The sequence below is a fragment of the Marinobacter sp. MDS2 genome (assembly GCF_030718085.1).
Lineage (GTDB): Bacteria > Pseudomonadota > Gammaproteobacteria > Pseudomonadales > Oleiphilaceae > Marinobacter.
On record NZ_JAVAJF010000001.1, the window covers coordinates 818,665 to 833,846 of the forward strand.

General features: G+C 55.4%; 12 protein-coding genes. 11 read left to right on the forward strand and 1 reads right to left on the reverse strand.

Translation table 11 applies throughout. From position 1 onward, the window contains the following. Positions 1-2 precede the first annotated feature (2 nt). The 11 genes from Q9245_RS03905 (at position 3) to Q9245_RS03955 (ending at position 12,326) form a co-directional block, all read left to right on the forward strand. A complete protein-coding gene (locus tag Q9245_RS03905; RefSeq protein ID WP_305895928.1) occupies positions 3-1,223 on the forward strand; it encodes a type II secretion system F family protein in 1,221 nt (406 codons plus the stop codon). Between the two features lie 122 nt (positions 1,224-1,345). Next, positions 1,346-2,221: an A24 family peptidase gene (locus tag Q9245_RS03910; protein ID WP_305895929.1), complete on the forward strand. Its 876-nt coding sequence runs from the start codon at positions 1,346-1,348 to the stop codon at positions 2,219-2,221. An 87-nt stretch (positions 2,222-2,308) separates the two neighbouring features. Beyond that, positions 2,309-2,908 carry a dephospho-CoA kinase gene (coaE, locus tag Q9245_RS03915; RefSeq protein WP_305895930.1) on the forward strand — a complete coding sequence of 200 codons (600 nt, stop codon included), beginning with the start codon at positions 2,309-2,311 and terminating at the stop codon, positions 2,906-2,908. Beyond that, positions 2,895-3,992 (forward strand): hypothetical protein, encoded by a 1,098-nt coding sequence (locus Q9245_RS03920; protein WP_305895931.1) that lies wholly within the window; start codon positions 2,895-2,897, stop codon positions 3,990-3,992. Before coaE ends, Q9245_RS03920 begins: the two co-directional genes overlap by 14 nt. A gap of 1 nt (position 3,993) precedes the next feature. After that, positions 3,994-4,743 carry a tRNA (N6-threonylcarbamoyladenosine(37)-N6)-methyltransferase TrmO gene (gene tsaA / locus Q9245_RS03925; RefSeq protein WP_305895932.1) on the forward strand — a complete coding sequence of 250 codons (750 nt, stop codon included), beginning with the start codon at positions 3,994-3,996 and terminating at the stop codon, positions 4,741-4,743. 157 nt (positions 4,744-4,900) lie between these two features. After that, positions 4,901-7,141: a response regulator gene (locus tag Q9245_RS03930; protein ID WP_305895933.1), complete on the forward strand. Its 2,241-nt coding sequence runs from the start codon at positions 4,901-4,903 to the stop codon at positions 7,139-7,141. A 38-nt stretch (positions 7,142-7,179) separates the two neighbouring features. After that, the gene (yacG, locus tag Q9245_RS03935; protein WP_133004943.1) at positions 7,180-7,368 is read left to right on the forward strand and encodes a DNA gyrase inhibitor YacG; all 189 of its coding nucleotides are present in this window, start codon (positions 7,180-7,182) and stop codon (positions 7,366-7,368) included. 144 nt (positions 7,369-7,512) lie between these two features. After that, positions 7,513-8,073: a YfaZ family outer membrane protein gene (locus Q9245_RS03940; RefSeq protein ID WP_305895934.1), complete on the forward strand. Its 561-nt coding sequence runs from the start codon at positions 7,513-7,515 to the stop codon at positions 8,071-8,073. Positions 8,074-8,199: 126 nt separating this feature from the next. After that, on the forward strand, positions 8,200-10,404 hold the full coding sequence (locus Q9245_RS03945) for a hypothetical protein (protein WP_305895935.1): 2,205 nt from the start codon (positions 8,200-8,202) through the stop codon (positions 10,402-10,404). Between the two features lie 77 nt (positions 10,405-10,481). Beyond that, positions 10,482-11,396 (forward strand): glucosaminidase domain-containing protein, encoded by a 915-nt coding sequence (locus Q9245_RS03950; protein ID WP_305895936.1) that lies wholly within the window; start codon positions 10,482-10,484, stop codon positions 11,394-11,396. Positions 11,397-11,429: 33 nt separating this feature from the next. After that, on the forward strand, positions 11,430-12,326 hold the full coding sequence (locus Q9245_RS03955) for an acyltransferase (RefSeq protein WP_305895937.1): 897 nt from the start codon (positions 11,430-11,432) through the stop codon (positions 12,324-12,326). Positions 12,327-12,350: 24 nt separating this feature from the next. On the opposite strand, the gene Q9245_RS03960 is transcribed toward Q9245_RS03955, so the two are convergent. Beyond that, a complete protein-coding gene (locus Q9245_RS03960) occupies positions 12,351-15,035 on the reverse strand; it encodes a LuxR C-terminal-related transcriptional regulator (RefSeq protein WP_305895938.1) in 2,685 nt (894 codons plus the stop codon). Between the last annotated feature and the right edge of the window lie 147 nt (positions 15,036-15,182).

Consider the following 15,182-nt stretch of genomic DNA (forward strand, 5'->3'; position numbering starts at 1 on the left):
GCATGGCAGAAAAATCGCAAAAGCTGGAAGCGTACGTTTGGGAAGGCAAAGACCGAAAGGGCAACAAGACCAAGGGTGAGCTGAACGGCGTCAGCTTGGCTTTGGTTAAAGCCCAACTTCGCAAACAAGGCATTATTCCAGACAAAGTTAAAAAGAAGCCGAAGCCCTTGTTTGGCGGCAGCAAGAAAATTACGCCTTTTGACATTGCCATGCTTACGCGCCAGCTAGCAACCATGATGAAAGCAGGTGTCCCATTGGTGCAAAGCTTTGACATCGTAGCGGACGGGCTTGAGAACAAAGGCCTTCAAGAGCTCGTAATGTCAATTCGGAATGACATTTCTTCGGGCACCAGCTTCGCCGGCGCTTTGCGCAAGCACCCAAAATATTTCAATGAGTTGTACTGTAATCTCGTTGACTCGGGTGAACAGGCGGGTGCGCTAGAATCCATGCTTGATCGAATTGCGACTTATCTTGAGAAAACAGAACTTCTCAAGAAAAAAGTTAAAAAAGCGATGACCTACCCCATAGCCATCATCGTCGTTGCGATCATTGTCACGGCGATATTGCTCATTAAGGTAGTTCCGCAATTTGAAAGCCTGTTTTCCGGATTCGGCGCTGAGCTCCCTGTGTTCACGCAAATGGTTGTGCGCCTGTCGGAATGGATGCAGAGCTGGTGGTTTATTGTGCTTCTCGGTATTGTCGGCACGATTTTCTTGTTCAAAGAAGCTAAAACGCGATCTCAGAAATTCTCGGATTTCGTGGACAAGTACGTTTTGAAACTGCCCGTAGTCGGGGAAATCCTGGATAAATCCGCCGTTGCTAAGTTTGGCCGGGTTCTATCGACAACATTTGCGGCAGGTGTTCCATTGGTTGACGCGCTGGATTCCGTGGCTGGCGCAACTGGCAATGCCGTTTATCGTGATGCGATCATGAACATCAAAAACGACGTTTCAAGCGGCACTCAGCTTCAGGCCACCATGCGCCAGCAAGATGTGTTCCCGGTTATGGCGGTTCAGCTGACAGCGATTGGTGAAGAATCCGGCAACTTGGACGAGATGCTAGAGAAAGTTGCCGTGCATTACGAAGCAGTGGTCGATGACATGGTGGACAACCTGACAGCACTCATGGAACCCATGATTATGGCTGTTCTCGGGGTCCTGGTTGGTGGCTTGATTATTGCCATGTATCTGCCGATCTTCCAGATGGGTCAGGTTGTCGGCTAACCGACTTCTTCACTCGCCGACACACTCATCAATCTTCTCACCCTCCCCCGCAACGGGAGAGGGTGATTCGAAAACCGGATTCACACTCCTTCGGGAGCAAAAAGTTCACAAACGAGCCCCCAATGCCATCACTAGAAACCTTCCTCGCACCCCCCTGGCTTCTCTACACTACAATCACCTTACTCTCCCTATGCATCGGCAGCTTCCTGAACGTGGTCATCCTGCGCTTGCCCAAAATGATGCATCAGGACTGGCGCTGCCAGTGCGAGGAATTTCTTGAGGTGCCGGAAGAAAAGCGCAAAAACGAAACGCAGATAACACTCTCAAAGCCAGCCTCTACCTGCCCGTCCTGCGGCCACCAAATCCGAGCCTGGGAAAATATCCCGGTCGTCAGCTGGCTGCTACTCGGCGGCAAATGTTCTTCCTGCAAAACCCGAATTTCACCCCGTTATCCTTTGATTGAAGCGTTTACAGCTGCGGCTTCGGTGGTCACAGTTTGTTTGCTGGGCCCTACGGAAGCTTCGCTCTGGGCGTTGCTGTTAATCTGGGCCTTGGTTGCACTCACAGTGATCGATTTTGATACTCAACTTCTGCCTGACAGCATCACTCTCCCCTTGATGTGGCTAGGCTTGGTGCTGAATTATTTCGGTGTGCTTACAGATTTCGAGAGTGCCTTCTGGGGTGCGGTAGCGGGCTACCTATCGCTTTGGTCGGTTTACTGGCTGTTCAAGTTGCTAACTGGCAAGGAAGGTATGGGGCATGGGGATTTCAAGCTACTGGCCGCCTTGGGTGCCTGGCTGGGTTGGCAGATGTTGCCGGCGGTGATTTTGCTGTCGTCGTTGGTGGGTGCCGTTGTTGGTATTAGTTTGATGGTGTTCCGCAAGCATGGGCGGGAGGTGCCGATTCCGTTTGGGCCGTATTTGGCGGTGGCCGGGGTGATTTGTTTGTGGTTTGGGGCGGAGATTGTTTCGGCTTGGTATGGGTTTCTTGGGGTTTGAGCCCTTGGGAGTTTAGTTAGGCCTTGGTGGGGTCAGGCCTCGCAGGGCCCGACCCCTTTGTAGATTGGTAAGCATGGAGTGAGTGGTTTGGCGATTGTTGGGTTAACAGGCGGGATTGGTTCGGGGAAGTCTACGGTGGTGCGGCTGTTTGGGGCGTTAGGTGTGCACTGGGTGGATGCGGATGATGTGGCTCGGGAGGTGGTTGAGCCGGGTATGCCCGCGTTGAACGCCATTGCTGAGCATTTTGGGGATGAGGTGTTGTTAGCGGATGGCGCGCTTGATCGGGCCTGGTTGCGGCAGAAGGTGTTTGCGGAGCCTGAGGAGCGAGTTTGGCTTGAGGCCTTGCTGCATCCGATTATTCGCGACGAAATTATCCGCCAGCTTCAGCCTGAGAATTACACCCTGCCCTATACTTTGCTGGTATCGCCGTTGCTGCTGGAAACAGACCAGCACGAGCTAACAGACAAGACCCTCGTTATTGATGTGCCGGAATCCGTTCAGCTGGAGCGCACCATGGCGCGGGACGACAATTCCCGCGAGCAGGTGGAGCGTATTATGGCGGCCCAGATGGCCCGGAAAGACCGGTGCGCCAAGGCAGACGCGATCATTGATAACAACCAGCCTTTGGTTGAGGTTGAGCGGCAGGTTGCTGAGCTGCATAATCAGTGGCTGCTTGAATTCAGTTAAGGGGCTTTTTCTGCGTTACCTCTCATGCACTGCTCTTCTTTTGCCGCTGCTACTGGGCATTCCGCCCCATGCCCGCAGTGCAGGGCCGATTGTCGTTGATGAAGTCTCCCTAGCGGACAAACTCTCGCCCTACCGCTTACCGGCTTCGTTTTATACGGTTGAACCTGAAGAGTACTGGTCCGAGCCCGTGGATTCCTGGTGGTTGAGTGCCAGTAACTGGGTTATTCATCAGGAACGCCTGCACGGCAGCAAAGTTCAGGGGATTGGAAACTGGGCCGACCAAACCTTGTCAGGCTCTGAGCACGCCTTGCCGAACAACGAGAGCTACCTGCGGCTTGGCTTTGCGGCAGAGTCTGAATACAGCGACCCGGCGCAATTCAAGCCGGAAGTGCGCTTTCGCCTTGATCTGCCCACCACCGAAAAGAAACTGCGGTTGGTTATCGAGAGCGACAGCGACGAATTGGTTCCGCTGGGCGAGCGCGAGCGGGACCGGCAGCTGACTGAGCCGGAACGCACCGACACCGAGACGACCGGCGCCTTTCGTTATCTGACCGATGTGGGCGATGCCATTAACCTGTCGATGGATGTGGGTGGTAGGCTTCGGCTTCCGCCCGAGATGTTCTGGCGTTTGGAGGCAGGCAAGCGCTGGCTCGCGGCAGACAACTGGCGCATTGGGGTTAAGCAACGAGTTTATTATTTTCATACTTCCGGCTGGGGTTCCCGCTCTTGGTTCGGCGCGGACAGGCCCGCCTGGAACGGCTGGCACTTCTTTACGTCATCCGAATTGGAGTGGGTGCACAGCGACCGCAAATTCGAAGCCGCGCAGCTTTTCAGCCTTCGCAAACGCACCAGTTCCCGCTCCGTAATTTCGCCCAGAATCGGCATCCTCGGGGAAAGTCAGCCATCATGGCGAACCACGTCGTATTTTGCCGATGTCACTTGGCGCTACCGGGTGTATGAAGACTGGTTGTTTGCGGAACTGATTCCCGCTCTGGAATTCCCCCGTGAGGAAAGCTTTAAAGATCAGGCTTCGGTGATTTTCCGTATCGAAATGTACTTTGCCGGCACCATTGATAGAGACTGACATGACGCGACCCAGACACAAAAGCAAACCGGCAACCGAAGCCTTAACCCTTACCCCTATTGCCTACACGCGCTCCTGCTTCAAGGATAAGTTCGGGGTGCCGCGCCAACCGGGCCTCACCCGCTACGCCCATGCGGATCTGGTGATTGAACCGCCGTTTGACCGGGAAGATGCCTTTCGGGGCCTGGAAACCGCCAGCCATCTGTGGCTGACCTTTCAGTTTCACGAAGCGGTGCGGGCTGAATGGCGACCGGTAGTTCGACCGCCCCGTTTGGGCGGTAACAAGAAGGTAGGTGTGTTCGCCAGCCGCTCCCCCTTTCGGCCCAACAGCCTCGGTTTGTCGGTGGTGCGCAATGAAGGTCTTGAGCGAAAGAATGGCCGCCTGGTACAGAAGATCCGTGATCACGATCTGATTGATGGCACCCCCATTCTCGACATAAAACCCTACCTGCCCTTTGCCGATGCCATTCCGGAAGCATCTTTAGGCTGGGCCGACACCCCCCCGGTGGACCGTGTTGAGGTGTGTATCAGCCCCGAAGCGGAAGCAGAACTGGCCTCATTGTCCCCGATTGACTACCCGGATCTTCGGGGGTTGATTGAAGATGTGGTCAGCTACGACCCCCGCCCTTCGTTCCGCCGCGGACGCGATGAAGACCGCATTTACGGCGCACATTTGTATGATCTGAACGTGCGTTTTCGCTTTATCACCGAGACCGGAAAGGTACGTGTGGAAGTAGTATCCATCTGTTAAACTGCCGTTGGTTAACTTGTTGTCGACACAGGGAATTCGTGACTTGTCATCAAACCGTTTTTTAAAGCGCTGCGGTGTGCGCCCCCTGGCCCTGAGACTGCTCGGGTGGGTGCTTCTGTATAGCCTTGTTTTATCACTGGTCGCCACAGGCGTGCAGATGATCGGCGAATTCGAGCGCCAGAAATCACGCTTGGAAAGCAGCCAGGGGCGCGCGGTCAATCTTATCTCCAGTACCTTAAGTTCGAATTTGTGGGTTCTGAATTACAGTGAGGTGGCCGCCAACCTCGACGATTTGCGCAATGTCCCCTACATCCAATATACCCAAGTCATCACGTCTACCGATCAGGAATTCAGCACCGGAACCTATCCGACAGGCCGCACCATTTCCCAAACCTTTCCTTTGGATTTCAAAAGCAGCCATTTGAAAGAACCCCAGCGAGTGGGCCAGCTAACGGTGGTTTCTTCCGTTGAAAGTATCTATCAGGAACTTCTGGCCAGCGCCCTGATCAATCTGCTGTACCAGTCGATTATTGTCATGCTGGGCACCTTGGGCCTGTTGTTGATCGTGCGCGTTGCCTTGTCACGCCACCTGGAAACCATGGCGGACTATGCGGCCAAGCTCAACCTCGATGCGTTGGTTGCGCCGCTGGAACTTCGCCGTAAAAAACCGGCTCAGCCGGATGAGCTTTCAGAGCTGGAACAGGCACTGAACAAAATGCGCCTGCAGATTCTGGAAGACACCCGCTCCCTGCGCCAGATTTCGGTAAAAACCCGCGGTGAGCGGGACGAAGCGGTACGTGCTAACCAAGCCAAGAACCAGTTCCTGGCGAATGTCAGCCATGAGCTGCGCATCCCCCTGCAATCGGTACTCGGTTACGCCCACTTGCTGGCCGATACGCCGCTGGACCAGGAACAAACGGAATACGTCAGCACATTGATCAATGCCTCCGAGAATCTGTCTTCCATTCTCAATGACCTGCTCGACATCTCCAGCATGGAAGCGGGCAAGCTGGAGCTGGAGGAAATTCCGTTCGACCTTCGCGAAACACTGAACGATCTGGTTCACATGCTCGGCGCCAGAGCCCGAGAAAAGGGTTTGGCGATGGAAATGCGGGTGGATGAAAGCCTACCTTGGGCAGTTGTGGGCGATCCAGTCCGTATCCGCCAGGTACTGATCAATCTGCTGGCCAATGCCATCAAGTTTACCGATTCGGGCCACGTTCTGGTGAGCGTCGAGGTACTCGGCCGCAAAGATAACAAGGTTCGTTTACGGCTGGCTGTCGAAGACACCGGCGAAGGCATTAACCCCGAAGAGCTGCCGTTGGTGTACGAACCTTACATCCAACTTGGCCAACGGTTCACACGACAGTTGCCCGGAGCGGGTCTGGGCCTAACGATCTGCCGTCAATTGGTTGACCGGATGGGTGGCGCACTGGATGTTGAGAGCCGGCTTGGCGAAGGCTCCACGTTCTGGATTGAGCTGACTCTGGAAGAGGTCAGCGACAGCGCCACGCGCACCCGGCCCGATTCGAGCATGGTACGTGGCCGACGCATTCTGGTGGTGGATTCGTACGAGCTATCCCGCAAGATCACACTGGAAATGCTGTCTCGCTTTGATCTGCAGATCGAAGCCGTTAAGTCCGCAGGCGAAGCCCTCACTTCTGTACGGCAAGCCTGCGATGCCGGCGACCCGTTCCACGCCATCATCCTGGACGGTTTTGTGCCCGACATGGATTGTGACCTGTTGTGCCGGCAAATTCGCAGCAACGCACAGTGGGCCGAAACCCGGCTGTTGATTTTGTCGTCCAATCCCCAGCGCGGTGATGCCGAGCACTTCCGCCAAGCCGGTGCCGATGCATTTTTAAGCAAGGCCCTGCGGGAGTCCTACCTGATTCCACTGCTTAACCAGCTGTTCAGCGACATCGAGCAGCAGGAGCGGCGCTTTCTTACCCGTTTTTCTCTCAAAGGCCTGACCGACTCAAGCGCCACCCGCTATGAATTGCCGTGTGGTCGCATGCGCGTTCTTTTGGTTGAAGACAACCCGGTCAACCGTATTCTGACGCAGCGGCTGCTTGAAAAGCTGGGCTGTGAGGTGACCGCCGCCAACGATGGCGAAGCGGCAATGTCGCTTTGGCAACAGCACACGTTTGATCTGATCTTTATGGATTGCCTGATGCCCCAAATGGACGGGTTCGAAGCCACCCGAAGCTTGCGTGCCTGGGAGCAGAAAAACAATCGTTTGCGGGTACCCGTGGTGGCGTTAACGGCCAGCGCCATGGAAAAGGATGAAGAGCGTTGCCGTGCAGCGGGCATGGATGTGTTCGTTGCCAAACCTGTCAACCTTGAAATGTTACGGGCAGTGCTGGAACAATACTGCCATGCACCTGCCGATAATTAATCACCGGCAGCTTACACACACAGCCCGGACGGATACCCATGAACGTTGAATGCCCCACCTGCAAAAAATCTGTTGAATGGTCTGAAGCCAACGCTTGGCGCCCGTTTTGCTCCGAGCGCTGTAAACTGATCGATCTCGGGGCCTGGGCGAATGAAGAATACCGGGTGCCCGCTGAGAACGTATCGCCTGAAGATCTGGATCAGGGTCACGACGGCCAGCTCCACTAACCCCCTTCCTTTCCGCCGGCTTACGGGCTTTTAAGTTGTACTGAGCGGAGCAGGTGTTACCATCCTGCTCCGTCAGAATCATCGCTGGTGCAAACAACCCATACCTGCTTTGCATCCAATAACGACAGCTACAAAGGTGTATACATGAAGATTACCCGTATCTCTGCTTTGGCACTTTCTCTGGCCGCAGCCCCGGTTATGGCTTCTGATCTCGACCTGAGCCTGACGTCTGACTCGGTTAAAGGCCAGATGAACTTCTTTGGCACTCAGGACGAGTTGCAAGTTGGTGCCGGATACACCTACCACGAAGGCGGACGCCACATTGGTAACGTAGATTTTCATGCCCAAGGCCGCACGGCACTCGGCAACCTGCCAACGACTGCGGGTATCGGCCTGCGTGGTGTTGGTTGGGATGACGATCACCTCGACGGCGGTGCCGTTGGCGTAGGTGGCTTCGCGACTGTAAATGTTCCCGATGTTCCCGGCCTGTCTTTTGGCGGCAGCCTTCATTACGCGCCCAGCATTCTGTCGTTCGGTGACTCCGACGAAATGACAAGCCTGGAACTGCGCGCCAGCTATCGCGTGATCCGCAACGCCGAGGTGTTCGCCGGTTACCGTTACCTGAACACCGAGCTGGATTTCGCTGGCAGCCCGGATGTGAATCTGGACGAAGGCATTCTGGCTGGTATGAAGATCTTCTTCTAAGACCGCCGTTATTATTTTGGGTTACCCGAGCAACTGACGGGTAACCCAATCGTGCACCCCTTCACGCCCTTCCCTCTGTTTACCTGTTAGGCTCTTCCAATACTTTGTACCTGGATAGGCCTTGGCATGAGATTCAAGCTCACTTCCCTGCTTTTGACTTCTTTCTTGATTGCCGCCTGCGGCGGTGGTGACAGTGCCATCGACGGTGCGCGAGAAATCCCGAACCGGTTTGGCAGCACCATCAACGCACTGGACGATTTCAGCCCCGGCAGCACCGGCGATTCCAGCAACGCCAAAGGTCTGAAAGGAAACGAAGTGCGCGTTACCATGGAAGTGCCTGCTGACTTCGCACCTCGCGGAGAACCCACTCGCCGCAACCTGCGAATTGTCATTCCCGATCGTATTGAGGTGTATAGAACCAATCACTCTTTACAGAAACTGGATACCGTAGAGCATTCGATAGCCACCGGTGACGATGGCCATTTCATTGTTAGCTTCAAGAACGGGCTGCCCATCGGCCCCGACGTGGTCATCGAAGCCAGCTGGAATGGCCATGGCGGTATCACCATGAAAGCATTGGCGGCAGATGCAGACCGGGATGTGAAAGTGAATCCATTCTCCCACTACGTGGTTGCCGAGACTCTGGGCAACTATCAGGCCAACGAATTTCAAACCGTGATGGGTTGTGTGAACGATACCGGCGGCGGTTTGTGCCTGAACAAGTATGTTTGGTCTACGCTTGCCGATCAGGTGCACGATTTCGAGATCGACATTGCAAGCGGTGCCAAGCTGGCTACGGCACTTGAAGCCTTGAAAGCTCGGGTAGATTTCAAAACCTATGTGGATGATATTGCCCGCTACGCGCTACTCGCTGAAGGAGCCTCGGGAAGCATCAAAGCCAGTTCCGCCGACTATAACTCGGTATTTTTCGGGCTGGAACTCGGGGAAGCGTTTCAGATGGACGGCGCCCCCTCCGCGGGCCAATGGGGCGTGCGCTCCACCCGGGAACAAGACCTGACCGACGGCACAGCCGAAGCGTTTCTGTATCCGGCGTTAACCCTGACCACCTTCGATGCCTTTGGTTTAAGCGTGACCTCTTTGGCCACCGATCTCCCTTATGACCGGCAAACCATTAGCCAGACACCGGATAATCGCTTTATTACCGAAAGCTGGTTGCCAAACAGCCACTCCAGCTCACCGGGAGCGGCGACCCTGACACCGAAATTATCTGGCGATGAACTCCACCCCGCCCGGTTATTAGCCGGCCGCGCGCTCTATCAAACCATTACCTACCCGTCGGATACCCGAACCTTGGGTTGGACACGAAACCCTTACTATTTCGACGCCTTCACGACGCAACCCATCGATGCGCAAACCGGCCCCGACCGGGTGTTGGCAAGTTACTTTACAGCAGGTAAAGCGATTGACCTGAACAATCAGGGCAATCAATTGAAGCGCGGTGACACGCTGGCAAACCACCACCTCTCTGCGTTCGAGCTGCATTTGCTGCGGAGCACAGATTTTGATCTATCCGCGGTGGAAGGCGATTTTAACCTTGTGTATTTCGCAGGCAGTTTTGGCGGCACCGATCCGGTCAGTTTTGAGACAGGCTCGGGCATCCTGAATACCGGAGCGGCCGCGGATAACGAGCTGTCCGCCAGCCTCAACGCAACGACCTTCACGGTAGCCCGGGCCGGCGATGGGTCTGTTGCTGCGAGTTCAGGGGGCGAAACGCAGGCGCTGAACATTGCCAATCGTCGTTCCAAGCTCAGCGACGGAACCCGGTTTATGGGCCGGTTGAGCCTGTGCTCTACCTGCCCGGATACCGACTACACCCAGCCCGACCTTGGCCAAGGCGCAGCCTCCCCGGATGGCTCCCTACTGGCGTTCAACCTCGACGACAGCGTTTGGGGTGACGGGCTTTTAGTGGCCGGTAAGGCACCTTCCTCAGGCCTTCAAACCAATGCTCGATATCGCCTTCAAGGTTCGTTCCTGTCGATGACCGCCAACACCAATGAACTCCAGCATCTGAATGGTGGTGTACTCACGTTCATCAGCAGCACCGAAGCCCGGCTCACGGCTACCGGCTTCAACATGCGCCACACCATAAGCGATGCCCAATTTAGCGGACCAGCGGGTTCGGACATCGCTGAGACCTTCAATTATACCGCTGCCCCGGGCGGTGCTCTTACCCTGATTTCCACCACGTCCGGGCTGGATCTGAAGGGGTTTTACACCGGTGACGCGGATCAGATATTCCTGACGGTCAGGGATCCATCCGCCACTAAGCCTCGTACGGGTCTGTTAATGGCGACGCTGATTCCCGAATAGGCCAAGACGCCGCCGACGCCGGATAAAGGCTTATAACCTGTTATAATTCCGTCCATATCGATTTTAGTGAGGGATTTATGACGGCTGTTTCTCGCGTATTGTTGCTCTGCGTACCACTCATTTTGTTTGCCGGCGCAGGCGCGCTTTACACGCCACTGTTTGATCAGTTTGATGACGACGGCGACATTGCTCTCAGCTCGCTTCCCGAACTCCCCTCGTGGGCAGCGGCGCCCCTTCCGGACTTTTCCACCATTCGCGACACCACCGAGCGCAAAGCGGCCTTCTTTTCTTTTTTGTACCCTCGTATTGTGCTGGCCAACAGCCGTATTTTGATTGAACACCACTATCTTGAGACTCTGCGCACGAAATCCGAACTCTCCGAAGCCGAGCGGCAATGGCTGGCTGCTCATGCCGCCCGGCTTCGCATTGACGAGCCCAACGGCAGTGAGGCTCAGTTTGCTCTTTTGGAGAAACGCATCGGAGTGATACCGCCCTCGCTCATACTTGCTCAGGCCGCAAACGAATCCGCGTGGGGCACGTCCCGGTTTGCGACCAAGGGCAACAACCTGTTTGGACAGTGGTGCTTTTCGAAAGGCTGCGGTTTGGTGCCACTTAGCCGGGTCACCGGGGCCAGTCACGAAGTTGCCAGGTTTGGTTCACCCTATGGCTCCATTCGCGCCTATATCACTAACCTGAACCGCCACCCGACTTACCAACGAGTGCGGGACGTTCGCCATCAAGCACTTCAGAACGATACCCCACTGTCGGGTGTCGCCATGGCCGGCGGCCTGCTCGGTTACTCGGAGCGGGGTGAAGACTACGTGAAAGAAATTCGGGCGATGATCCGCTACAACAATCTGGAATTCTACGACAAACAGTTTCAGGCGTTGATTGCAGACCAAGCTCCGGAGCACCTGCTGGCGTTAGCCACTGCGCCCAATGCTGAATCCCTATTGCCCGGCAACAGTGGCACTGCCTCACCCGAACAATAACCCTATAACCTGGATCAACAGAGACGTTGCGATATGCTTAATTTCCTGCCCGCCCCGCTCAAAGGGGTTCTGGTACTGCTTCTCATCGTTCTGAATACGGTTATCTTTCTGCCGTTTTTGCTGCTGTTTGCGATCATTAAACTGGTTTTACCCGTTATCCTGATCCGCAAGGGCTGCACCATCGTGATCAATGGCATCGCCTGGTATTGGATTGGTTTCAACAACACCCTGGTGCGGATTTTTCACAAAGTGGAATGGGACATCCGTGGCGCACAAACGTTGAGCAAAGAGCACTGGTATTTCGTGTCCTGCAACCACCAGAGCTGGGCCGACATCACTGCTATTCAATATGTACTGAACAGTAAAATTCCACTGCTGAAATTCTTCCTTAAAAAAGAACTGATTTGGGTGCCGCTGCTGGGCATTGCCTGGTGGGCACTGGATTTCCCGTTCATGCACCGCCACACCAAGGCGCAGCTCGCCAAGCGCCCGGAACTGAAAGGCAAGGACATTGAAGCCACCAAAGCGGCGTGCGAGAAATTCCGTTATACCCCGGTGACCATTTTTAACTTCATGGAAGGCACCCGTTTCACCCCCGAGAAACATCAGCGCCAGAACTCACCCTACAACAACCTGCTGAAGCCCAAAGCAGGGGGCACCGCCTTTGTGTTTGGCGCCATGGGCGAGATGATCCACACCATGCTGGACGTGACGATTGTGTACCCCGGCGGCACGCCCGGGATCTGGGATTATATGTGTGGGCGGGTAACGAAAATCATCGTAGACATCCGCACCCGCGAAGTGCCAGCGCAGTTCCTCGGCATGGACTACGAGGGTGATCGGGAGAAGCGGGTGGAATTCCAACGCTGGGTCAGCGCTATCTGGGCAGAAAAAGATACCCTGATCGATCAGCTAAAGCAGGAAGTCTGACACTGAAACGCAGAGAACAGGGGCTTAAAGCAGCCCCAATTCTCTGGCGCGCACGATGGCCTGGGTTCTGGATTTCACATCCAGCTTGGCATTGATCCGGCGAGCGTGGGTCTTCACCGTATGCAACGAGATATGCAGTTTGTCGGCAATCGCCTGATTCGATAACCCTGTGGCAATCAACTCCAGCACGCCTTGCTCTCGCTCGCTAATGGGCTCGGCCAACTGCCCTGCGGGGGCTTCCGCCTCGCACCCGAACAACTCACCCAACGCCTTGGTAAATTCGCCTTTCGGCAAAAACGCAAACGCCTTAGCCATTAGCGGCGCCAACTCTTTGGAAAGCTCCATAAATGGACTGATGAAATGCTCTTCTGACGCCTGAAGTACAACAACTTCCAATTGCTTTCTTGCGGCCTGAGCGCCTTTTTCAGACAGCAACAGTACGGAATTCAGTAAACCGACGTGAAGCTGCAAACCCGACGGAAACGCATCTCCGTACCGCTGATGAATGTTCTCTAGATTTTCTCTGGCCCGCACAAGATCACCGGAAGCAATCGCCTCCCGTACCTGTAGGCAATCCATCAGCCCCGGCATGGTCGGGAACAGCTCTGGCACGCAGCCGTCTTGGCGATAGGGTTCAAGTTTGGCAATCGCTTGCTTGGCACTGTCGGTTTGGCCACACGCCAGCCAACAACTGGCCTTCAGTGCTTCGAGCACCGGCACGTAGAGCGCCTCATCTACCTGCCAGGCGTGCATGGTACGCTCTGCCCGACCGATCCAGACAAACGCTTCGTCTAGCATATCCTGGCTGCGACACATCAACACTCTGAGCGCCATGGCAAGCAACAAGCCTAAATCCCGTGTTTGCTCTGCATGACGTACACAGTGGATCAGCAGTCGATCCGCCTCTTTCACCCGGCCTTGGTGCCACAATACCAATACCAGGCTCAGCTGCAGCCGCGTTTCGCCGATGCGAGCGGGGCGACTCAGCTCCTGAAGTGAGGTGTCTAAACCGGTACGGAGCAAATTTTCTGCGTGGCCCAACGCGCCCTTGCTCAATTCGATTCGCGCGTGCGAATACACCGCCAACGCTTCAGAACCCGAGTCGCCAGCTTCTCTGGCCAGCTTTGACGCTTGGCGATTGGCTTCCCGCGATTCCTGAAAACGACCGGCGGCGCATAACGCATTCGCGCGCACGATGTGTGTCACCAGTTGAGCTTGCCCGGACAGGCCTCCTGCACTGAGCGCCTTGTCGGCCATGGCCAGTGCCGGCTGAACAAACCCTTCCCCCCTCAGGATAAACGCTTTCAGGGCGTAGATTCGTGATTCGTGATCTTTCCAACCTTCCGGTGCAAACCCTTCCAGCAACTGGCGCGCCTGGCGGAACTGTCCGCCGATCGCATGCACCCAGCCGTAGACAATTCGCAATCTGGCGCTGCGCTCAAGCAAATGCTCCGGCAGGTGTTTCCGAAGCATAAGTAACGAAGCCGTATCCTGCCCGAGCAAAAGTGCTTCGGTTCCTTCCGATGCAATGCGCACAACTTCATCATTGTCGCCCGCCATCACGGCACACTTCAACGCCTCGGGAACCTGATTCCGCTGACCAAACCACTGACAGGCCAAAAGCATGCGGGTTGCACGCCCGGCCACAGGTGGGCTTTGCAGGAAGGTTTGCAACAAAGGATTGAGCCGGAACCAACGACCCCGCCCGGGCACCAGTTTAATGGGCAGGCCTAGCTCGACTGCTTGCGATGGTGGTAAAGCGGAGCTGTCATCAGTACCACCAACCGCGTAAAACAGCTCATCGCAGCAACTGTCGAGTTCCGCGATAATTTTAAGCGACTTGATTTGCGCAGATGTCAGGGGCTGGCATACCGAGTCTTTCAGAAAGCGCTCTACATAACGGCTTTCCTGAATAGGCCGACGATCTTCTGCGGTTTCCAGTTCCCGCCGATAGAGTGCCAACGGCGTCAGCCAACCATCGGTCAGGTTGTAGAGATAATCGATAGCCACGCTGGTAATCGGGTTTTCAACGTCGGCCTTCTGGAAGAATTCAAACGTTTCAGCGCGCGTTAACTCAAGGCGTTCCGGACCAATTCGACGGTAGTTTCCGTTAAGTTGCAAGGTGTGGCTGGCGAACGGTAACGGTAGGCGAGACACCAGTGCAATCGCCAGATTACCCGGAATGTGTGTTACCAAATAATGAAGCAAGCCGATCACCGCCGGGTTGGTGACATGCTGAAGGTTGTCCAGAACCAACACTTCCGGCTGCGCAGTCGCTTGCCGCGCCTTCGACACCAGCATCAGCGCGAGATGATCCTCAAAGGCCTCGCTGTTTCCTTGGCCAGTATCGGAAACCTTCAATGCCGAGGCGAGTACGGAGAGAAATCGGGAAGGCGCGTTGTCACCGGCGCTCAGGGAAATCCAGCGTATCGCCGCCCTCTCAGGTTGCTCGGAAGAATCCGTCAGAGCGCTGACCAGCGCATGGGTTTTGCCATACCCACCCGGAGCTTCAAGGGTAAGTACATGCCCCGGGGCCAGTGCATCCCGAATGGCCTGATCAAGTTCCGGCCGACGCAATCGGTCAGCCGGGATCGCAGGGAGTTGTAGCCGGTGTTCAAGAAGATCACGAACCAATTCACCATGCTGAATACCGGCATTGGCAATTTGGAATTCGTCGTTAGCTGCACAGCCGTCGCTTAATGGTTTCACGCTCTGCCCCATTCAAAACCAGGCTACTTTGCAATATGCCTGGTACAACTATGATTCGCTTAAGCATTTAAGCGCTGGCGCCCGACATGGGGGTCGCCTTTAGTATGAAATTACGGGTAGAGGGTAAACCAAACGGCAGGCCTTTAG

What these genes read in the sequence shown, in the direction of transcription:
- Q9245_RS03905 (WP_305895928.1), top strand. Translation starts at nt 3, where the DNA reads ATGGCAGAAAAATCGCAAAAGCTGGAAGCGTACGTTTGGGAAGGCAAA.
- Q9245_RS03910 (WP_305895929.1), top strand. Translation starts at nt 1,346, where the DNA reads ATGCCATCACTAGAAACCTTCCTCGCACCCCCCTGGCTTCTCTACACT.
- tsaA (WP_305895932.1), top strand. Translation starts at nt 3,994, where the DNA reads ATGACGCGACCCAGACACAAAAGCAAACCGGCAACCGAAGCCTTAACC.
- Q9245_RS03930 (WP_305895933.1), top strand. Translation starts at nt 4,901, where the DNA reads ATGATCGGCGAATTCGAGCGCCAGAAATCACGCTTGGAAAGCAGCCAG.
- yacG (WP_133004943.1), top strand. Translation starts at nt 7,180, where the DNA reads ATGAACGTTGAATGCCCCACCTGCAAAAAATCTGTTGAATGGTCTGAA.
- Q9245_RS03940 (WP_305895934.1), top strand. Translation starts at nt 7,513, where the DNA reads ATGAAGATTACCCGTATCTCTGCTTTGGCACTTTCTCTGGCCGCAGCC.
- Q9245_RS03945 (WP_305895935.1), top strand. Translation starts at nt 8,200, where the DNA reads ATGAGATTCAAGCTCACTTCCCTGCTTTTGACTTCTTTCTTGATTGCC.
- Q9245_RS03950 (WP_305895936.1), top strand. Translation starts at nt 10,482, where the DNA reads ATGACGGCTGTTTCTCGCGTATTGTTGCTCTGCGTACCACTCATTTTG.
- Q9245_RS03955 (WP_305895937.1), top strand. Translation starts at nt 11,430, where the DNA reads ATGCTTAATTTCCTGCCCGCCCCGCTCAAAGGGGTTCTGGTACTGCTT.